We start from the raw sequence: 16,223 nt of genomic DNA on the forward strand, positions 1-16,223 counted from the left end.
GGTGATGGTATTGACCCTCACGGCGGCTGCTAGGCTTGGCCTGCCAAGCTTCGAGGAGTGATCGATGCCCGTTATTGCCACCCTGACCCTGAACCCGGCAATGGATCTGTCCGTTAGCACTGCGCGGGTGACCAGCACCGAGAAGTTGCGCTGCTCGCTGCCGCGCCATGACCCGGGCGGCGGAGGGATCAACGTCGCGCGGGTGGTCGATACGCTGGGGGGCGATGCGGTGGCCATCTATCCCGCAGGCGGTCCGTTCGGTGATCTGCTCACGCGTGCGCTGGATCAGCTGGGCCTGGCGCATCACCCCGTTCCGATCGTTGGGGACACGCGTGAAAGTTTCACGGTGGACGAGTTCGAGACTGGGCTGCAGTACCGTTTCGTGCTGCCTGGCCCTTGCTTGTCCGCAGATGAGCTGACCCGCTGTCTCGACGCAATGGCCTCGCTGGATCCAGCGCCGAGGTATCTGGTGCTGAGCGGGAGCTTTCCGCCGGGTGTGGCGCTTACGTTCTACGATGATCTGCTCAGACTGACGCGACGCATCGGTGCCAGCCTGGTCGTCGATCTGTCCGGCGAGCCCCTGGCCTACGCTGCACGCCGGGGCGGTGCATACCTGCTGAAACCGAGCCTCAACGAGCTGTCGACTCTGGTTGGGCGCCCGATCGCGAGCGAAGTGGAACAGGAGCAAGCGCTACGCGGCCTGATGGCGAACGGTTGTGCGCAAATAATTGTGCTCTCGCTGGGCGCGGAAGGGGCGCTGATGGCCTATGGCGAGCAGCTACACCGGCTGCGCTCGCCACAGGTCCCAGTCGTCAGTGCGGTGGGCGCCGGCGACAGTATGCTCGGTGCCATTGTGCTGGCGCTGGCCGAAGGGCGCGGCATTGATGAGGCTGTGCGCTTCGGTATCGCCGCCGGGAGCGCAACCGTGATGCGCCCCGGTACCGAACTCTGCAATCACGAGGATGTGCAGCGACTGCTGCAGCTCGGCGATGGCGAATGTTGGGTTAATTGATCCGGTTGACCCGCGGGAATTTCGCGGCAAATGCGTCAGGCATGGCGACGACACGGCTTTGCGAATAGTCGTAAAAAACGAAGCCGGATTTGGCCATGGCAATCAGGGTGCCATCGGCCGGCCGGGTGATACGGAAGGTGATGTCGCCGCCGTACTTGTTGAAATCCATGACGCCGACCTCGAACAACAAGGCATCCCGTGCATGAGCTTCGGCTTTGTAGGTGGTCGCCAGGTCGGTGACGATAATTCCACCACCGTCCTTGCTGGTCTCGGCGATGCCGTAGGCAAACAGGAAGCGCGCGCGGGCCTCTGAAATCATCGAGATCATCGAGTCGTTCGCCAGGTGGTCGCCGGCGTTGATATCGGTGATGCGTACCGTCAGTTGGGTGGTGAAACAGAACTGGTCTTCTGGAAACTGCAGAGTCAGGCGGGCCATGGTGCTCTCGTGGGCTGGATGCGTGGCGCCGTTTCAGCGCAACGTGCGGGACGCGGATTGTACGCGTCCGCCGACCAGGCCCAAGTCCGACAATCGTCTCAAGTGGCTGCGCCCGTTGCTGTCATACCCATTAGGCGATGCTATGGCGAATACCCTGCAGGCGCTCATCAATAATCGGCGTGATCAACGCGTAGCATTCGGCCGGCGCGAGGCTGATGCGCGGCGCATTGATCAGGTTCTGCTCCAAGTGTTCGATGAGGCTGCTCAGCGTCTTGCCGCCAATCGGGTCGGCCAGTCGCTGGCACAGGTAACGCATCTGGATCTGCATATCCAGCGGGCAGGTGTCGAAATTGGCCGCACGCACCGCGAGGCCGCGCAACCGGCCAAGGTCTTCCAGTGAGCGGCAGGCTTCGCATAGGCCGGTGACCTGTGGATTGCCCTGGTAGGCCAGGCGCAGCTCCAGTACGTGAATGCTCTCGAGCACCTGTTCGATGAGGATGCAGTGCGGCTCGAAGTCGCCCGGGCTCTGGCGAATCTGCTGCCACAGCGCACGCATCGCGGGGCGGTTTTCGTCGCCATTCCATTCCTGCCAGAGTCGGTCGAGCCGGCCAGCCACTTCCAGGCGCTGCGTTGCTGCCGAGGCATCGCGCTGACCACCGAGGCCGCGATGCTTCTGGATGAACTGTAGAACTTCCAGCGCCTGCTGCAGCGCCTGGACATCGGTGGTGCTGATTCGCTTGCGATGCCGCTCGGCCGCGACGCGGCTCAGATGGTTGCCAAGCAGGACCAGGCAGGCGGCCAGAGTCAGGGCGATTGATACTTCCATGGTCAGGCTTCCGTACGGCTGAGGCGGGTGAGATAGAGGGTCAGGCTGTGCAGTTCTTCGGCCTGGGCGCGCTGCTGATCGACGCCTGTTTCGACGTGCTCGAGCTGGACACGGAGCAGGTGATTGCTGTTGCGCTGTTCATCGAGGGCCGCATGCAAATGATCGAGCTCGGCCAGGCTCTGCTGACTGCGTCGCGCCAACTGGTCGAGTTCGGTCGCCAATGCGCTGCTCTGCTGGCCGCTTTGCTCGAGCAACTGCTGATGCTGAACGACCTCGACTTCCACACGGCGGACCGCAGCGCCTGTTGTCGCAACCACACGGGTAATGTCCTGGGCGGCGCGGTCGCTGGTCAGCGCCAACTGACGAACCTCGTCAGCGACGACTGCAAAGCCGCGACCATGCTCGCCAGCGCGCGCGGCTTCGATCGAGGCATTCAAGGCGAGCAGCTGGGTTTGTTTGGCGACGTTCTGGATGCTCAACGCGGCTTTGCCCACCGCGGCGGTGTCCTGAAGCAGCTGGCCGACCGCATCGGCGGTGCGTTGCATGCTTTCGCGGACATCGCTCATCGAATGGCTGACAGCCAGAGCGCGGTCGCGACCGGCCTGGCTGTCACGATGGGTTTCGGCAAAGGCCTGCATGGCTTGCTGACCCAGCGTGTCGACACGCGCGAGGTTGTCGCTCAGCGCTTTGCTGGCGTCAGTGATTGCCAGGACGCGCTGACCCTGGTCGATGCTGGTGTGCTCGGCTGCACCGGCCATGCGCTCCAGGGCATCGCTGGCGAATTGCACCTCGCTGCGCAGACGTTCGCTGCGCAGCGACTGGGCACTGAAAGCAGCGACCAGATGCTCGCGCGGCTCGCTGAGGTGCTGTTGCCGGCCAAGCAGCCTCAACAGGTGGTCGCTATGACGCTGGCTTGCGCGCCGTTTGCGCTGCTGGCCGAGCTGCATGCCTCCGGCAAGGCAACCGAGCATCAGCGACAGCAGCGGCTGCTGCCAGAGGGCTGCGAGACAGGCGCCCGCCCAGGCCGCAAGCAGCAGCCAGTCCAGGTGCTGGCTAAACGCAGTGCCTGGCTCGGCCTTGCAGGCTTCTGTCGTCTGGCTGGTGCCGATCAATGCTCTGTCCATGTCGTTGATTCCGGTTTGATTTGCTGAAGGCTGTGCGAGCTCGAACTGGACACGCTTCGCGAGCAACCTCGTTGATCCGAAAAGTGCCGGCGCGGCGCGTCATGCAAGGCAAAACTGAGCCGCGTGGCGGTCATGCCGCGGGCCGCTGCTGGCGTTGGTAGAGGAACTCGAGGACCTGCGCACGGTAAGCGTGGTACTGAGCGTTGTGTGCCAACGTCATGCGGTCGCGTGGATGCGGGAGATCAACGCGCAGAACGTCGCCGATGGTGGCCGAGGGGCCATTGGTCATCATCACGATACGATCGGAGAGCAGCACGGCCTCGTCGACGTCATGGGTGATCATGATTACCGTGTTGCCGAGGTCGGCATGGATCTCCATCAGCGAGTCCTGCAGGTGCGCGCGAGTCAGTGCGTCGAGCGCGCCGAAGGGCTCGTCCATCAGCAGTACCTTGGGTTGCATGGCCAGGGCGCGGGCGATGCCGATGCGCTGCTTCATCCCGCCGGAAATCTCGCTGGGGCGCTTGTCGCGGGCGTGGGTCATGTGCACCAGATCGAGGTTGTGCTCGATCCAGTCGCGCATTTCACGTCTGCTCTTCTGGCCCTTGAAGACCTGGCGCACCGCCAGTTCGACGTTCTCATAGCAGGAAAGCCAGGGCAGCAAGCTGTGGTTCTGGAACACCACGGCGCGCTCCGGGCCGGGCTCGTTGACCTCTCGGCCGTCGAGGATCACGCCGCCGGTGGTGGCCTGATAGAGGCCAGCGACGATATTCAGCACCGTCGACTTGCCGCAGCCGGAGTGGCCGATCAGCGAAACAAATTCGCCCTTGGCGATGCGCAAATTGACGTTCTGCAGGGCGCAGTAGAGGCCTTTGTCGGTGGGGAAGCTGATACCGACGCCGGTGAGTTCGAGATGGGTAGGGTTCATGTGGATTCCTCAGCGCAGGTCTGCGTTCTTGTCCCAGCTCACGCGGCGCTGGAGCATCAGCATGATGCGATCCAGGGCGAAGCCGATCAGGCCGATGACGATCACCGCGACCATGATCCGGCCGAGGGAGTTGGAACTGCCGTTCTGGAACTCGTCCCAGATGAATTTTCCGAGGCCGGGGTTCTGCGCCAGCATTTCCGCGGCAATCAGCACCATCCAACCGGTTGCCAGCGACAGGCGCAGGCCGGTGAAGATCATCGGAATGGCAGCGGGCAGGACGATGCGACGCACGTGACTAAGTGGTGACAGACGCAGCACACGGCTGACGTTCTGCAGATCCTTATCGAGGTTGGCGACGCCCACCGTGGTGTTGATCACCGTGGGCCACAGGCAGCACAGCGCGACGGTGATGGCCGAGGTGACGAAGGACTTCGCCATCAGCGGGTCGTCACTGACATAGACGGCGCTGACCACCATGGTCACCAGAGGCAGCCAGGCCAGCGGCGACACCGGTTTGAAGATCTGGATCAGCGGGTTCATCGCGCTGTACACCGTCTTGCTCAGCCCGCAGACAATGCCCAGCGGCACGGCGATCAGCGAGGCGATCGCGAAGCCGGTCATCACCGTGTAGAGGCTGGTGAAGATCTGCTCGAAGAAAGTCGGCTTGCCGGTGTAAGGGCGAATCTTCACCTCGGCGTCCGGGTTCTTCGCCAGTTTCGCGGCGTTGCGCTCCTCTTGGCGCAGGTAAAAGGCCTCGGCTTTCTCGCGCGATTGAAGATGCGCATCGACCAGGCCGTTGAACTGCTCGGCTACTTGGCTGGGCCCTGGAAACTGGCCGAGGCTAGTCTGGATATTCGATGCCACCAGCTGCCAGAACAGCAGGAAAGCCAGAATGCCCACCAGCGGCATGATTACCTGCGGCAGCCAGCGCTTGAGCCGGGCCTGGCGGCCGGCCTCGAGCGTTTGCTTGATGTTTTTTGCGACGGCTGGATTGCTCATCGACGTGTCCTCTCCGGGTATCGGGAGCCGCAACGGCTCCCTGGTGGCGGGATCAGAGGGTGGTATCGCCTTTCAGGCCGATCGCGAACTGTTCGAGATAGGCGTTGGGCGTGTGTCCGTCGTAGGTGATGCCATCAATGGTGTCGGCCAGCGGCTCGCGGACGCCGTCTTCATCGGCTGCGGGAAAGTCGTCCGCAGTGAGCAGGCCGTCTTCGATCAGCGCGGCGGCGGCTTCGCGGTAGATGTCGGGGCGATAAACCTGCTTGGCGGTCTCCAGGTACCAGCTGTCCGGCTTGGCTTCGGCGATCTGGCCCCAGCGGCGCATCTGCGTCAGGTACCAGATGGCGTCGGAGTAGTAGGGGTAGGTGGCGTGATAGCGGAAGAAGACGTTGAAGTCCGGTACCTCGCGCTTGTCGCCTTTCTCGAATTCAAAGGTGCCGGTCATGGAGTTGGCGATGACCTTGGCGTCGGCACCGACGTACTCGGGCCGCGAGAGAATCTCCACCGCTTCCTGGCGGTTGGCGTTGTTATCTTCATCAAGCCACTTGCCGGCTCGGATCAGCGCCTTGACCAGCCGTTTGTGAGTTTCCGGGTTGGCTTCGGCCCAGGCCTTGGAGACGCCGAAGACCTTTTCCGACATGTTCTTGCGGATCGCGTAGTCGGCCACTACCGGCACGCCGATACCCTTGAACACCGCCTGCTGGTTCCACGGCTCGCCAACGCTGTAGCCATGGATGGTGCCGGCTTCCATAGTCGAAGGCATCTGTGGCGGCGGAGTGACCGAGAGCAATGCCTGGGCATCGATCTGGCCGCTGATGTCGCCCTTGTTCGGCGCGTAGTAGCCGGGATGAATGCCGCCAGCGGCGAGCCAGTAGCGCAGCTCGTAGTTGTGTGTGGATACCGGAAACACCATGCCCAGGTTGAACGACTTGCCACTGGCGTTGAGCTGCTCGATCACCGGCTTCAGCGCGTCGGCCTTGATTGGGTGCTGCGGTTTGCCATCGATCATGGGCACGTTGGGTTTCATCTGCTCCCAGACGGCGTTAGACATCGTGATGGCATTGCCATTGAGGTCCATGGTGAAGGCCGTAATGATGTCGGCCTTGGTGCCAAAGCCGATGGTGGCGCCGATCGGCTGGCCGGAGAGCATGTGCGCGCCGTCCAGCTCGCCATCGATCACGCGGTCCAGCAGCACCTTCCAGTTGGCTTGAGCTTCGAGCGTGACATAGAGGCCTTCATCTTCGAAAAAACCCTTTTCGTAGGCAATGGCCAGGGGCGCCATATCGGTGAGCTTGATGAAGCCAAGCTTCAATTCTTCTTTCTCGGGTTCGGCAGCCCAAGCGGTCATCGGTACCAATTGCAGCAGGGCAGAGCATCCGAGGCTGGCAATCAGCGTTTTCAGCAACGTACGGCGAGTCTTGCGCATGATTTTTCCCTCAATCGCGAAACGAAAAAAAGGCGTAACGGACGCACCCTCTGCATGAGCAGAGCGAGCACCGTTGACGCCTTTGTCAATTCGTCCCGATCACCGCCGTTGGCGACCCGAAGACGTGGTACTGGAGAGATTGCAAGGGGCAGGCCAGGTCGCGCAATGCCGGGATTTGCAGCGGCTAAAAATAAAAAAAGCTACATCAATACAATGGCTTGCGGATCGAGCCAGTCATGGGCGGGTTGCCGCCGTCTCGGCACGCTGCAACTCGGTTCGGCGCGATAGGCGTGCAGCCAGCGCACCCCTTGGCTCCGTTTTGGTTCGTTTGAACGGAGCGCAGGCGTGCTGCTCATGAGGCGAAAAGTGGGCTTGGCTGTCTAGGCGTTGTTGCGGGGGCGAGGGCAGTACGGTTCGGCCCAGAACCGCGTGGTTTGAGAAGCGAACAAGTCCGCTACGAGGGACGCATTGTGCAAACCTCAGCACTGGGCCCTTAACTGACAGCTGGCATGGCCTCGCACGGCCGAATTTATCCGGCCATTTGGCTAGGCTAACGCTAGGAGAGGGCCGAAACGCTGCTGCAGGTTACTGCCCCAGCAGGTCGTTCATCGCAATGATCTGTTCAGCCACCTGAATCAGCTTCTGCTGACGGCTCATGGCCTGGCGGCGCATCAGGGTGTAGGCCTCTTCTTCGTTGCAGCTGCGCATCTTCATCAGCATGCCCTTGGCGAGTTCGATGCGCTTGCGCTCGACCAGTTGCTGGTCGCGCGCGTGCAGTTGCGCACGGATCGCCTGGTCACTTTCGAAGCGGGCCATGGCCACGTCGAGGATCGGTTTCAGGCGCTGGGCCTGGATGCCTTCAACGATATAGGCGCTGACGCCGGCGCGGATGGCCTGGCGCATCGCGTTGGGGTTGTTGTCGTCGGTGAACATGACGATCGGACGGGGCTGGTCACGGCTGACCATCACCACTTGTTCCATCACGTCGCGGCCGGGGGAGTCGGTGTCAATCAGCACCACATCCGGGCGGATCGCCTCGACCCGTTCGGGCAGGTCGATGGTCAGACCGGATTCCTCTATCACCTCGAATCCGGCTTCGATCAGAGCGCTGCGCAAGCGGCCGACCTTGCGCGGGGTATCGTCGATCAGGAGAACGCGAAGCATGACAGTCTCCCTTTTCAAGGCTTGGGGTGCGCTGCGGTGTCGGCCAGTGCATGCAACGCGAAGCTGCGTGCGTAACCCGCCGGATCGCTGCCATCCCAGCGACTGCCGTCCATGAGAATGGCGTTGCGCATGGGTGAGTCGGGCACAGGGATGTTCAAGGCAGTCGCCGCGTCACGGTAGAGGCTGGTCTGCTGCACGCTTTGCGCCACGGCGAGATAATCCGGATCTTCGCGCAGCAGGCCCCAACGGCGTAGCTGAGTCATGAACCAGAGGCCGTCGGAGTGGTAGGGCATGTTCACTTCGCCGTTGCCAAAGAAGCGCAGCGGGTGCTTGTCCAGCCAGGCATGGCGGAGGCCGTCTTCATATTGACCGAGAAAGCGCGGCTCGATGGCCGCAACGGGCGCATTGACATAGTCGCTACCGGCGATCAGCTGTGCGGTGCTGCGGCGGTTTTCCTGGCTCTCGTCTATGAAACGGCTGGCCTCGAGGATGGCCATGACCAGCGCACGGGCGGTATTGGGGTACTGATCGACGAATTCGCGCGTGCAGCCGAGCACTTTTTCCGGATGGTCCGGCCAGATCGATTGGCTGGTCGCGATGGTGAAGCCCATGTCTTCTTCAATGGCCTGCGCCCCCCATGGCTCGCCGGCGCAGAAGCCATCGATGCGACGCGCCCGTAAATGGGCCACCATCAGGGATGGCGGCACCACCAGCGTGCGCACGTCGGCCAACGGGTGAATGCCGTTGGCGGCCAGCCAGTAGTAGAGCCAGAGTGCATGAGTGCCGGTTGGAAATGTCTGCGCGAGGGTGATTTTTGCACCACTCTGGCGCACGCATTTGCCGAGCGCATCGGGATCGGTCACGCCAGCGGCCTTCAGCTCGCGGGAGAGGCTGATGCTCTGACCGTTTTGCGCCAGCCCCATCAGCACCGCCATGTCCTTCGGTGCACCGCCTCCGATGCCCAAATGCACGGCGTAGATCAGCCCGTAAAGCCCATGAGCGGCATCCAGTTCGCCTTCAACGAGTTTGTCTCGCACGCTGGACCAGGAACTCTGCCGTTGCAGGTTGAGCGTGAGGCCGTAGGGCTGGGCAAAGCCCTGGGTGGCGGCGACGATCAGTGATGCAGCATCGGTCAACGCCATGAAACCAAGGTTCACGACATGCTTTTCTGGCGCGTCGCTGCCGGCGACCCAGGCTTTGGCGTCAGGGCGGAGCGAAGGGGTGGGATCGGTCATGCTGAGGGGAACCTTTGCCATGCGAAGCGCACACCGTCCGGAAGGGGTTCGGTGCGAGCCGGGATAACTGACTCAGGTTTAGCAAGCCACATGCCAAGCGCAGGACACGACGCGTCTATCTAGTCGGAGCACGAACAGCGGCAGTGGCGAATGGACTGGTCGTCACCCCGGAACCGGGATCCCGCAATTCAGCGCGGATACAACGGCGGCAGTGCGCTGGCTTCCCGCTCTGCATCGCCAGCCTGTCTTGCCGGCAGGCTCTGAATGGCCTGCCACAAGGCTTCGCCCTGCCAGCGTTGACCGGTCTCGCTGTACAGTGCACCGTTTAGCCCATCGAGTGCGTCGGACAGCGGCTCGAAGCGCGCCGCCATATCGGCCAACGTCTCGGGCTGCTGACGCGCCCAGGCATCAAGTGCATGGCGGGTAGCCTGGGTGTCATTGGCCAGGCAGGCCCGTTTCAGGTCATCGAGCAGGCTGCGCGGGGTCGGACCGGTCTGCACGGTGCGGATCACCGCAGGTTGGCTACGCGCATGCAGCCACAGGCCAAAACCGAGCAGGGTGGTCAGCGCCAGCAAGGCGCTGCTCAGCTGCCAAGGCCACAGCCGACGCGCTTCACGCTGTTCAGGCACGTCTGGCGTGTCAATGGTGGGCTGTTGAAGGTTCGGGTTGTCGGCGACCAGCAGGTTCCGCCCAGGCAAAGTGCTGCGCTCCAGGCGATCGTCAAGGGTGTTCCACCAGACCACTTCAACGGGTGGGAGCTGGAAATCACCGGTGCGCGTCGCGACCAAGGCTTCGCGCTGCTCGCGACTGCCGCTGACGCCGTTGGTGGTGATTTCGTTGTTCAGGGTCGGCTGGTCGGGGTAGCTGCGCAGCCCTGGAACCTCGGTCGAGCCGATGGGTGGCAGCTGGCTACTGGTCAGTCCGTCCGCTTTCAGCAAAAGGCTGCGGGTCAGGGCTTCACCCAGTTGAGCGTCCGCCGGTTCCGGACTCCAGGCTTCGACCAGCGTCAGGCTCCGGGCAGGCAGCCAGGGGACGTCGGCGGGATATTCAGCTGGCTTGGCTTTGACCGTCAACGGAATGGTGGGAGATTTCACCTGAGTCGAACGCCCGAACCTGGAGCCGTACTGATCACCGGTCGCCGGTGCGACCGTGGTGGCGCTGAACAGCTGTGCGGGGATCGTCAGCTCGCCGCTCTTCTGCGGAAACAGCGCGTAGCGGATTTCGATCACGCCGTGGCGAACCCCATTGATGTCTTTTTCATAGGTGCGTGGTTCGCCCAGTCGCTCCACCAGCGCGTCGCTCATTTGCAACGGGGACAAGGTGCTGTCGTCGTAAAGCGATACGGAATGGTAGATACGCAGGGTCAGCAGCACCTGTGCCTGCACATAGGCCACTTCCTGATCGAGGCTGGCGTCGATGAAAATCGGCGCAAGAAGATCGCTATCGCCCGCACTGGGCTCGGTGACATGCAAGGTGATGGGTTCGCTGCGGGCATCGCCGAGTTGCAGAGGGGGAATGACGACATAACCGGTCTGCTGTGGCTGGAGCGTGACCTGCCATTGGGTTATCGCCTTCGCCTCGCCATTGGCGCCGGCAAGCTGGTTGCTCTGGCGAGTACCAGACACCTTGAAAAGGCCGTCGAGTGGCTGCAAGTCCGGCTTGCCAAAGGCGGTGCCATCGGCCGTTTCCAGGGTTAGTTCGACCGTTTCGTCCAAGCTCAATTCGGTGCGGTCGACCCGAGCGAGCAAGGTCGCGGCGTTCGTCTGCAGGCCCAGCAGCAGCAGAAACACCAATGTCAGCCAGCGCATCATCGATTCAATTCCTGCCGTTTGCGTTGTTCATAAAGAAACTTGCGCCTTAGCAGCTCGCCGGGGTCGTCCGGAATCTTGCGCAGCCACTGGTTCATTGCCTGATCCTGCTCGGGATCGACGGGCACGTCCTGTGCCTGTGCGATCGGCTGGTCGGTCGCTTCTGAGTTGGACTCGGGAGGGGCCTCGTTCTGTGTTTCGCTCGAAACCTCGCCCGCTTGGCTTGGCGGGGCCTGCGTCGTGGCTTGATCCGTCGAAGCGGACGATGCGGCTGGCCCTTTGCTTCCGCGCGCCTGCTTGTGCTGCGTGGTTTCAGGTGTCCGTTCTTGCGGTGTCGGCTCGTCGGGATTGGCTTCTTCCTGAGTCTGTTGCTGGCGCAGGGCCGCTTCGACTGCGGCTTTATTACGTCGCGCAACGTCCAGGCCGGGGTCCAGTTCCAAGGCTTGCTCATAAGCCTCGATGGCGGCTTTCAGCTCATCATTGCGTGCCAAGGCATTGCCGCGGTTGTAGTGGTCGGCTGCGGAGTCGCCCTGGCTGAATTGTTCGGCGGCGCCGGCAAAGTCTCCGGCCTGGTAGCGCGCATAGCCCTGCCACTGGTGATTCTTGAAGCGTTTTGCGGCTTCGTCTGGGCGAGAAGACTCCAGCAGGCGCATGCCCTGCTGATCGGGGCGTAGCCAGAGGTCGTCGAAGCTTAGAGCGCTGGCGGGTTGCGGGACGAACAGGAAGAGTGGCAAGCAGAAAAGCCAACCCCGGCGCCCGGCACAGGCGGCAAGCAACAACAGGGGCAATAGCAGCCAGTAGCCTTGGTCATGCCAGCTGTCGAGACGGGTGGTCTCGTCTTGCGCCACGAGCTTGCCGTTGCGTTCGAGCAAACCGAGGTTGCGCAGGTCCGCATCATCGACTCGAGCCTGCTGATAGCGTCCACCGATACGGCTGGCAAAACGCCGCATGGCAGTGTCGTCCAGCCGAGGAATGATGATGGCGCCTTTATCATCTTTGAGGAAACTGCCGTCCTCACGGGGAATCGGAGCGCCCTGTTCGGTTCCGATGCCGAGCAGGAGCAGCGACTGATCGCTGTCTTCGAGCAGTTGCTCAATTGCTGTGCGTTCTGGCGCGCTCAGGCTGCTGCCGATCAGCAGCAGGCGGCCGCGGCCGTTGGCGCCCTGCTGGAGCAGTTCGATGCCTTGCATCACCGCCAGATCAGCGCGGTAACCAGGTTCGGGCATAAGGTCGGGTTTCAATGCATCCAGAAGGTTTTGCGTGGTGGCCATGTCGTTGGACAGCGGCACCAAGGTGTGAGCGCTGCCGGCGAATACCACCACCGCCGTCTGCGCGTCCTGACGGGTCTGGAGCAAATCGATGATCTTGCGTTTGGCCTGCTCGAGCCGGCTTGGGCGCACATCGGTTGCCAGCATGGCCGGGGTCGTCTCCAGCAAGATCACCAGCGGGTCCGAGCGTGACAGGCTGGGCTGCTCGATCTGTTGCCAGCTTGGCCCTAACAGCGCCAGACAGCTTAAAAGCCAGGCGGAGCCAAGCAGAAGCCAAGGGAGCTTGCTGTTACGCAGCTTGCCGCGGGTGAGCAGAACGCTATGAAAGGCTTCGGGCAACAGGCGCTGCCAGCGGCCTGTCTGGCGCTGTCGATGCCATAACCGCCACAACAGCCATATCGGTAGTGGCAAAAGGATTAACCAGAACGGTCTGAGCAAGTGCGGCAGAAGTTCGCTCATGATGGCGTGCTCCGCCGGCCGAGTTGACGCAGCGACAGCGGCCAGATGCTGCGCGCGACCAACAGCCAGCTGAACAGCAGCGCGGTCGCCAGTGGCCAGGCATAAAGCGCAGTGGCCACGCGTGCCTGAGCCGGCTGTTGGGCAGCAGGTTCGAGCTGGTCGAGTGTGGTACCGACTGCTTCTAGTTCTTCATGCGTACGCGCTCGGAAATACTCGCCGCCGGTTTCATGTGCGATTGCGCGCAGGGTCGTTTCGTCCAGATCGCCGCCGGGGTTGAAACCGAAGCGGCTAAGCGTGCTGTCACTCGCTTCTGCACCGATGCCGATGGTATGCACCTTGACGCCTGCCGCCGCGGCGAGTCGAGCCGCGAGCAAGGGCTCGACTTCGCCACCGTTATTTGCGCCGTCGGTAATCAGCACCAACACGCGACTTTTCGCTGGCCTTTCGCGCAGGCGCTTGACGGCTAAGCCGATGGCGTCGCCGAGGGCCGTGTTGTTCCCGGCGATGCCGATCACAGCCTCATCGAGCCAGGTGCGTACCGTTTGCCGGTCGAAGGTCAGTGGTGCCTGCAGGTAGGCCTTACTGCCGAATAGGATCAGCCCGACGCGATCGCCGCGCCGTTCGGCAATGAAGTCACCGAGCAGGTGTTTGACCAGTTCTAGCCGGCTGACCTCTTCGCCTTGCCATTGCATGTCCGGGTAATCCATGGACCCGGACACGTCGACCGCGAGCAATAGGTCGCGACCATTAGTGGGAAGCGGCAGCGGTTCGCCAAGCCATTGCGGCCGCGCAGCCGCGAACACCAGCAGAAGCCAAATGAGCAGATAGGGTAGCTGCTGCCGCCAGGCGGGCAGGGCGATGGCGGCCCGGCGGCCGGCAAGGGCTTCCAGTTCGGCCAGAAAGCCAACCTTCAGCGCCGCGTCGCCGCTTTCGGATACTGGCAAAAGCCAGCGCAACAGCCAGGGCAGTGGCAACAGGAGCCAGACCCACGGCCAGGCCAGCTCAAACATGCTTGCGAATCCAGATCTGCACGGACTGCTCTAGGCCTTGGATGGCCTTGTCGTCCAGCCGGCACTCGGCGCGGTAAGCGCCTTCAACCAACACCATCCAACGCGTCAATCCGGCCGCCGGACACCGATTGTCAAGAAACGCCAGCCAGGCACGCCCGCTCAACGTATGTGGATGATCGTCCGGATAGCGTATCCGACACAGGCGTTTGAGCAGCGCATTAAGTTGTTGCAGCCAGTGGCTGGCCGGTTGGCCATTGTAGGGCTTGTCCAACTGGGCAAGTTCCAGCAGTGCAATCTGGCGCTGAGGGTCGAGGGGGTGTTCGTGTTGGGTCAAATCGCCTCGTTTCCCGCGCTGGAGTCGCTTCCAGGGTCGGAATTTCAGCAGAAGAACAACGCTGAGCAGCAGGGCGGCGAGGAACCACCAGCCGGCCGCCAGGGGCCACCAACTTATAGCCGCTGGGGTAATGAGGGGTTCAAGCTCGAGGGCGTTCATCGGGGCGCGCCTTTATGTTGCCCGATGAGGTGTTCGCGCATCTGCTCAACTAGTTCACGCGAGGTATTCAGCGGCATTAACGGCAGGCGTAAACGGTCAGCCAGACGTTTCCAGCGTGCGCTGCGCGCTTCGCCTTGCAGTCGGTAGGTATGTCGCAGCGCGGCGTCATGGGTGTCCAGCTCCAGCCGAGCGCCGAACTGCGCAAAACGCAACAGCCCGGCTGCCGGTAACGCATGATCGAGTGGGTCACAGACCGGGATCAGCAGCAGGTCGACATGCCGCGCAAGCAAGGTCATCTGCTGTTCCGCGGCATCGCTCAGGGCGCGTTCGTCACAGATGATGACCGCCAGGCTACCCGGACGTAGCACTTCGCGTGCACGCCTGAGGGCCAGGCCAAAGGCCTCGGGGTCATCGGGCTGGTCGGCTTCTAGACTGGCATTGGCGCGGGCCAGGCGGTCCAACAGTTGCAGGAGGCTCTGCTTGCTGCGCCGGGGTTTGATTTCTTGCTGTTCGCCGCGCCCGAAGACGAGACCGCCGACGCGGTCGTTGTGACTTAGCGCGGCCCAACCCACCAGGCTGGCGGCCTGGGCAACCACCACTGATTTGAAGGCCCGCTCGCTACCAAAGAACAGCCGTGGACTTTGTTCAACGAGCAAATAGATTGGGCGCTCGCGTTCTTCATGAAACAGCTTGGTATGCGGCTCCTGTGTGCGTGCAGTGACTCGCCAGTCAATGGTGCGGACATCATCACCGGCCTGGTAGATGCGCACCTGATCGAAATCCACCCCACGCCCGCGCAGCTTCGAGTGGTGCAGGCCGACCAACTGGCTGCGCCGATGCGGGCTGGTAAACAAGGGCACTTCACGGACGCGATGACGCATGTCGATCAGCTCGGCAAGGCTCACCCGGATCCCATCGTCGGGCTTCGTAGGCGGCGACCTGTCGTCGGCGGACCGCGAGGGTTGCATCAGGCCACCGCGACCACGTCGAGGATGCGCTGCAGGACGCGATCCTGATCGATACCGGCGGCTTCCGCTTCGAACGAAAGGATCAAGCGATGACGCAACACATCGAACAGCACGGCCTGAATGTCTTCAGGGCTGACGAAGTCCCGGCCAGCCAGCCAGGCATGGGCGCGTGCACAGCGATCCAGCGAGATCGAACCGCGCGGGCTGGAGCCGTAAGCAATCCAGCCAGCCAGCTCTGCGTCGAACTTCGCGGGGGTGCGCGTCGCCATGACCAGCTGCACCAGGTATTCCTCCACTGCGTCGGCCATGTACAGGCCAAGGATTTCCTTGCGCGCGGCAAAAATTGCCTGCTGAGAAACTCGGTGCTCGGGCGCGGTTTCGCCATTGATTGCTTCACCGCGCGCCTGTTGCAGGATGCGTCGTTCCACCGAAGCGTCGGGAAAGCCCAACTTAACGTGAAGCAGGAAGCGGTCCAGCTGCGCTTCGGGCAGAGGATAGGTGCCTTCCTGTTCGATTGGGTTCTGTGTGGCCATGACCAGAAAGAGTGGTGACAGATCGTAGGTACTGCGGCCGACACTGACTTGCCGCTCGGCCATGGCTTCGAGCAGCGCCGACTGGACCTTCGCAGGCGCTCGGTTGATTTCGTCCGCCAGCACCAGGTTGTGAAAGATGGGGCCCTGCTGGAATACGAAACTGCCGGTTTCCGGCCGGTAGATCTCGGTACCGGTGATGTCGGCAGGGAGCAGATCGGGCGTGAACTGGATGCGATGGAATTCCGCTTCGAGGCCACCTGCAAGCTCTTTGATCGCCCGCGTCTTAGCCAGTCCCGGGGCGCCTTCGACGAGCATATGGCCATCAGCCAGCAAGGCGATCAGCAGACGCTCGATTAGCCGTTCCTGACCAAGGATCTGAGTTGAAAGAAAGTGTCGCAATGCGACTATGGCTTCACGGTGATCCATCGCTTGGCTCTTCTGCAGGGGCGTGTCGGGGCGGGCGCTCGACCGGCACGACTTTAATTCATTACCGAGGGGCCGGCTATGCGCGGCTCGGCAAGTTCGTCACGCCAGATC

The 16,223-nt window shown here is 62.5% G+C and carries 15 protein-coding genes; 1 reads left to right on the forward strand and 14 read right to left on the reverse strand.

Features of this window, described 5'->3' with window-relative positions; all coding sequences use genetic code 11:
* The first annotated feature begins 64 nt into the window (after positions 1 to 64).
* On the forward strand, positions 65 to 1,012 hold the full coding sequence (locus ACQKEK_RS16660) for a 1-phosphofructokinase family hexose kinase (RefSeq protein WP_499143815.1): 948 nt from the start codon (positions 65 to 67) through the stop codon (positions 1,010 to 1,012).
* On the opposite strand, the gene ACQKEK_RS16665 is transcribed toward ACQKEK_RS16660, so the two are convergent.
* The 14 genes from ACQKEK_RS16665 to ACQKEK_RS16730 all read right to left on the reverse strand — a co-directional run bounded on the left by ACQKEK_RS16665 (position 1,005) and on the right by ACQKEK_RS16730 (position 16,112).
* Positions 1,005 to 1,448, reverse strand: coding sequence for a thioesterase family protein (locus tag ACQKEK_RS16665; RefSeq protein WP_499143816.1), 444 nt, complete (start codon positions 1,446 to 1,448; stop codon positions 1,005 to 1,007). The genes ACQKEK_RS16660 and ACQKEK_RS16665 overlap by 8 nt on opposite strands.
* Positions 1,449 to 1,578: 130 nt before the next feature.
* The gene (locus ACQKEK_RS16670) at positions 1,579 to 2,274 is read right to left on the reverse strand and encodes a hypothetical protein (protein ID WP_499143817.1); all 696 of its coding nucleotides are present in this window, start codon (positions 2,272 to 2,274) and stop codon (positions 1,579 to 1,581) included.
* 2 nt (positions 2,275 to 2,276) lie between these two features.
* Positions 2,277 to 3,398 (reverse strand): methyl-accepting chemotaxis protein, encoded by a 1,122-nt coding sequence (locus ACQKEK_RS16675; RefSeq protein WP_499143818.1) that lies wholly within the window; start codon positions 3,396 to 3,398, stop codon positions 2,277 to 2,279.
* 130 nt (positions 3,399 to 3,528) lie between these two features.
* Positions 3,529 to 4,323 carry an ABC transporter ATP-binding protein gene (locus ACQKEK_RS16680; protein WP_499143819.1) on the reverse strand — a complete coding sequence of 265 codons (795 nt, stop codon included), beginning with the start codon at positions 4,321 to 4,323 and terminating at the stop codon, positions 3,529 to 3,531.
* A gap of 9 nt (positions 4,324 to 4,332) precedes the next feature.
* Positions 4,333 to 5,322: an ABC transporter permease gene (locus tag ACQKEK_RS16685; RefSeq protein ID WP_499143820.1), complete on the reverse strand. Its 990-nt coding sequence runs from the start codon at positions 5,320 to 5,322 to the stop codon at positions 4,333 to 4,335.
* Positions 5,323 to 5,374: 52 nt separating this feature from the next.
* The gene (locus ACQKEK_RS16690) at positions 5,375 to 6,748 is read right to left on the reverse strand and encodes a CmpA/NrtA family ABC transporter substrate-binding protein (RefSeq protein ID WP_499143821.1); all 1,374 of its coding nucleotides are present in this window, start codon (positions 6,746 to 6,748) and stop codon (positions 5,375 to 5,377) included.
* A gap of 585 nt (positions 6,749 to 7,333) precedes the next feature.
* Entirely contained in the window at positions 7,334 to 7,912 is a 579-nt protein-coding gene (locus ACQKEK_RS16695) for an ANTAR domain-containing response regulator (protein ID WP_045426206.1), read from the reverse strand.
* A 14-nt stretch (positions 7,913 to 7,926) separates the two neighbouring features.
* Positions 7,927 to 9,147, reverse strand: coding sequence for a CmpA/NrtA family ABC transporter substrate-binding protein (locus tag ACQKEK_RS16700; protein WP_499143822.1), 1,221 nt, complete (start codon positions 9,145 to 9,147; stop codon positions 7,927 to 7,929).
* 188 nt (positions 9,148 to 9,335) lie between these two features.
* The gene (locus ACQKEK_RS16705) at positions 9,336 to 10,958 is read right to left on the reverse strand and encodes a BatD family protein (protein ID WP_128119249.1); all 1,623 of its coding nucleotides are present in this window, start codon (positions 10,956 to 10,958) and stop codon (positions 9,336 to 9,338) included.
* On the reverse strand, positions 10,955 to 12,682 hold the full coding sequence (locus ACQKEK_RS16710; RefSeq protein WP_499143823.1) for a VWA domain-containing protein: 1,728 nt from the start codon (positions 12,680 to 12,682) through the stop codon (positions 10,955 to 10,957). The genes ACQKEK_RS16705 and ACQKEK_RS16710 overlap by 4 nt, the downstream gene beginning before the upstream one ends.
* Positions 12,679 to 13,692, reverse strand: a complete 1,014-nt coding sequence (locus tag ACQKEK_RS16715) for a VWA domain-containing protein (RefSeq protein ID WP_499143824.1) — start codon at positions 13,690 to 13,692, stop codon at positions 12,679 to 12,681. The genes ACQKEK_RS16710 and ACQKEK_RS16715 overlap by 4 nt, the downstream gene beginning before the upstream one ends.
* Positions 13,685 to 14,185 (reverse strand): DUF4381 domain-containing protein, encoded by a 501-nt coding sequence (locus tag ACQKEK_RS16720; RefSeq protein WP_499143825.1) that lies wholly within the window; start codon positions 14,183 to 14,185, stop codon positions 13,685 to 13,687. Before ACQKEK_RS16720 ends, ACQKEK_RS16715 begins: the two co-directional genes overlap by 8 nt.
* Positions 14,182 to 15,153, reverse strand: a complete 972-nt coding sequence (locus tag ACQKEK_RS16725; RefSeq protein WP_045426226.1) for a DUF58 domain-containing protein — start codon at positions 15,151 to 15,153, stop codon at positions 14,182 to 14,184. The genes ACQKEK_RS16720 and ACQKEK_RS16725 overlap by 4 nt, the downstream gene beginning before the upstream one ends.
* Positions 15,153 to 16,112 carry an AAA family ATPase gene (locus tag ACQKEK_RS16730; RefSeq protein WP_046162160.1) on the reverse strand — a complete coding sequence of 320 codons (960 nt, stop codon included), beginning with the start codon at positions 16,110 to 16,112 and terminating at the stop codon, positions 15,153 to 15,155. Before ACQKEK_RS16730 ends, ACQKEK_RS16725 begins: the two co-directional genes overlap by 1 nt.
* Between the last annotated feature and the right edge of the window lie 111 nt (positions 16,113 to 16,223).

It is taken from the genome of Pseudomonas sp. NPDC077408 (assembly GCF_050269105.1).
Lineage (GTDB): Bacteria > Pseudomonadota > Gammaproteobacteria > Pseudomonadales > Pseudomonadaceae > Stutzerimonas.